The organism is Streptomyces sp. ATLC9 (assembly GCF_057196705.1).
Genome location: NZ_JBXUOY010000409.1, coordinates 1 through 3177, shown reverse-complemented (window position 1 = coordinate 3177; position 3177 = coordinate 1). Strand labels below are relative to the sequence as shown.

The window sequence follows — 3177 nt, the reverse complement described above, 5'->3', positions numbered from 1 at the left end:
CCCGCGCGCGCCGGGCGCCCCGCGGGACCCCCCGCCCCCCGCCGCCCCCCCCCCGGGCCGCCGAACGCACTGTAAGTTCCCGCCACAGGCGCCGTCCGGCGCCGCGATGCCCGGGCGGCCCGTACGCCTGCGGTCTCGCTCCCGGTGCATGCGATCCTCTCAGGAGCACGTCCCCAGTGACCCCCCTCGCCCTCGGTCCGGCCTGGCTGGACCCGGACCACCTCATCCAGACCTTCGGTCTGGTCGGCATCCTCTGCATCGTCTTCGCCGAGTCCGGGCTGCTCATCGGCTTCTTTCTGCCCGGTGACTCGCTTCTGTTCACCACCGGCCTGCTGGTCGCCACCGGCCAGTACCTGCACCATCCGCTGTGGCTGGTGTGCACCCTGATCGTCATCGCCGCGGTCGCCGGCGACCAGGTGGGCTACCTGTTCGGCCGGAAGGTGGGCCCGGCCCTGTTCGGGCGGCCCGACTCCCGGCTCTTCAAACAGGAGAACGTGGAGAGGGCCCACGAGTTCTTCGAGAAGCACGGTCCCAAGTCCCTGGTGCTGGCCCGCTTCGTGCCGATCGTGCGGACCTTCACACCGATCATCGCCGGTGTCAGCCGGATGGACTACCGCGGCTTCGTGCTCTTCAACGTCGTCGGCGGGGTGCTGTGGGGCGGGGGCGTGACGCTGCTGGGCGCGGCGCTCGGGCAGATCCGGTTCGTCCGCGAGCACATCGACCTGATCCTGGTCGGCATCGTGCTGCTGTCGGTGCTCCCGATCGCCGTCGAGTACCTGCGCGCCCGGCGCCGGCCGGCCGTTGCGGTGCCCGCCGCCCGCGCCCTCGCCGACGACACCACCATCATCCTGCGGAGTGCGGACGGGGCGCCGGCGGACGGGGCGCCCTCGGAGCGGAAGCGCGGACGGAGGCGCCACGCCAGGCGCTGAACGCCATGCCGGGCGCTGAGCCGCCGTGCTCCGGCCGTCAGGGTTTGACGCCGACCCCGCCGTACTCGTCCACGGCGGGGGGAAGGCCGCCGGAGAGCGGCGCTTCGGTCGGCGGGGCCTCCGGCCGCCACAGTGAGACCGGCACCACGCCCGGCTCCAGCACCTCCAGCCCCCTGAAGTACCCGGCGATCTGCTCAGGGGTGCGCAGCAGGTAGGGGGCCCCGGCCATCTCGTTGTAGAACCGCTGCGCGCGGTTGAACGCCTCGTTGCCGTCGGTGCCGTCGTTGCTCACCAGGCAGCTGCCCGACGGCAGGGCGGCCATCAGCCGTTTCACCGTCGCCCTGGCCTCGTCGTAGTCCTCGACGTGGCCCAGGATGTTCATCAGCATCAGGCCGACCGGGCGGTTGAGGTCCAGAGTCCGGGCGGCCTCGGCCAGGATGGTGTCGGGGCTGCGCAGATCGGCGTCGATGTAGGCGGTGGCGCCCTCGGGGGTGGAGGTCAGCAGGGCCCGGGCATGGGCCAGGACCAGGGGGTCGTTGTCGACGTAGACGATCCGCGACTCGGGGGCGACCCGCTGGGCGACCTCGTGGGTGTTGTCGGCGGTGGGCAGCCCGGTGCCGATGTCCAGGAACTGCCGGACGCCCAGTCCGCCGGCCAGATGCGTCACGGCGCGGGAGAGGAAACTCCGCGAGGCGCGGGCGAGTTCCATGATTCCGGGGAAGATCTCCTGGTACCGGTCGCCCGCCTCGCGGTCGGCGGTGTAGTTGTCCTTGCCGCCCAGCCAGTAGTTCCAGATCCGCGCCGAGTGCGGAACGCTGCGGTCGATCGCGGACAGCGTGTCCCGGTCGGTGCGGGGCCGGCCGTCGGTCATGGGACCCTCCTGATGCTGTGCCCTGTGTGACGGCGGCCGGGCCGGCCACCGTGCACAACCTAGTGCCGCGCCGGCCAAGGCTCGCCCCGCTCGCCGCCTCCCCCGGCCGGAGACCGGGGGTGCCTCGCCACCGGGCGGACCCCGGCTGACGCGGCACTGGAACCCGTCGCCCTCCGTGCGCCGGTGGCCGTGCGGCCGGGCAGGAGGCCGAGCGGTCCCGGTGGCCCGCAGGCCATCGAGAACATGCCATTCACGCGTGTGTGCTGTGAGAAGTAAATCCGTTATGGTGGCGTTTACCCCGGGCGATTAACAGACATCGTGTGTACGTAGGCAAAACCTCACCCGGATGGGCGTGTGAGCTGTTCGGGGCCGGGTACGCGCCGTGCTGCACATGACAGATCAAAAGAGGAGGGCATGATGCGTACTCTGAGCCCGGAGGTTCAGCTGACGAGCGGTGACGTCTTGCCGGACCGGGAGCAGGAGACCGCCTCCACTGATCTGCCCGAACTGCCGAGAATCGAGGACGCGGGCAAGGTCGCGCCCCGCGACGCCCGGCAGCTGTCGAAGCTGTTCTTCGAGCGTCTGCGCGTGCTGGAGGAGGGGACGCACGAGTACCAGTACGCGCGCAACACCCTCATCGAGCTCAACCTGACGCTCGTCAACTACGTCGCCTCCCGGTTCCGCCACCGCGCGGAACCGATGGACGACATCGTCCAGGTCGGCACCATCGGTCTGATCAAGGCCATCGACCGCTTCGACCTGAGCCGCGAGGTGGAGTTCACCTCCTTCGCCGTCCCGTACATCGTGGGGGAGATCAAGCGCTTCTTCCGGGACACCAGCTGGGCCGTGCGCGTTCCGCGCCGGCTGCAGGAGCTGCGCATCGAGCTGGCCCGGGCGAACGAGGAGCTCGGCCGACGGCTGGGCCGCTCCGCCACCACCGAGGAGCTGGCGGAGTTCATGAACGTCACGGTCGAAGAGGTCATCGAGGGCCAGGTGGCGAGCAACGGCTACGTCGCCGGCTCCCTGGACCTCCCCGTGGGCGACGAGGGCAAGGACACCCCTCTGGCCGACCAGCTCGGGGACGTCGACCCCGCCCTGGAGAAGGTGGAGAACCTCCACGCCCTCAAGCCTCTGATGGAGCAGCTCGACGAGCGCGACCGGCGCATCCTGCAGATGCGCTTCGGCGGTGACATGACGCAGTCGGAGATCGGGGCCGAGCTGGGAATCTCGCAGATGCACGTCTCCCGGCTGCTGAGCAGGGCCCTGGCACGCCTCCGCGAGGGCATGCTGACCCAGAAGTGAGCCGGACGGCCGACGCCCTCCGCGGGCGGCGCGCACGCCGACGCGGGGCCCGGCCTCCCGGCCGCGGGCCCCGCG

At 71.1% G+C, this 3177-nt stretch carries 3 protein-coding genes; 2 read left to right on the top strand and 1 reads right to left on the bottom strand.

What is annotated here, in order from left to right; translation table 11 throughout:
- The first annotated feature begins 176 nt into the window (after window positions 1-176).
- Entirely contained in the window at window positions 177-929 is a 753-nt protein-coding gene (locus tag AC2CJA_RS25575) for a DedA family protein (protein ID WP_484605039.1), read from the top strand.
- 37 nt (window positions 930-966) lie between these two features.
- Here AC2CJA_RS25575 and AC2CJA_RS25570 read toward each other — a convergent pair whose 3' ends face one another.
- Window positions 967-1800, bottom strand: a complete 834-nt coding sequence (locus AC2CJA_RS25570) for an SAM-dependent methyltransferase (protein ID WP_484605038.1) — start codon at window positions 1798-1800, stop codon at window positions 967-969.
- Window positions 1801-2217: 417 nt separating this feature from the next.
- On the opposite strand from AC2CJA_RS25570, the gene AC2CJA_RS25565 reads away from it, so the two are divergent.
- The gene (locus AC2CJA_RS25565) at window positions 2218-3102 is read left to right on the top strand and encodes an RNA polymerase sigma factor SigF (RefSeq protein WP_484605040.1); all 885 of its coding nucleotides are present in this window, start codon (window positions 2218-2220) and stop codon (window positions 3100-3102) included.
- The last annotated feature ends 75 nt before the right edge of the window (window positions 3103-3177 follow it).

Coding starts and splice junctions, on each gene's coding strand:
- AC2CJA_RS25570 (WP_484605038.1), bottom strand. CDS start 1,800: ATGACCGACGGCCGGCCCCGCACCGACCGGGACACGCTGTCCGCGATC.
- AC2CJA_RS25565 (WP_484605040.1), top strand. CDS start 2,218: ATGCGTACTCTGAGCCCGGAGGTTCAGCTGACGAGCGGTGACGTCTTG.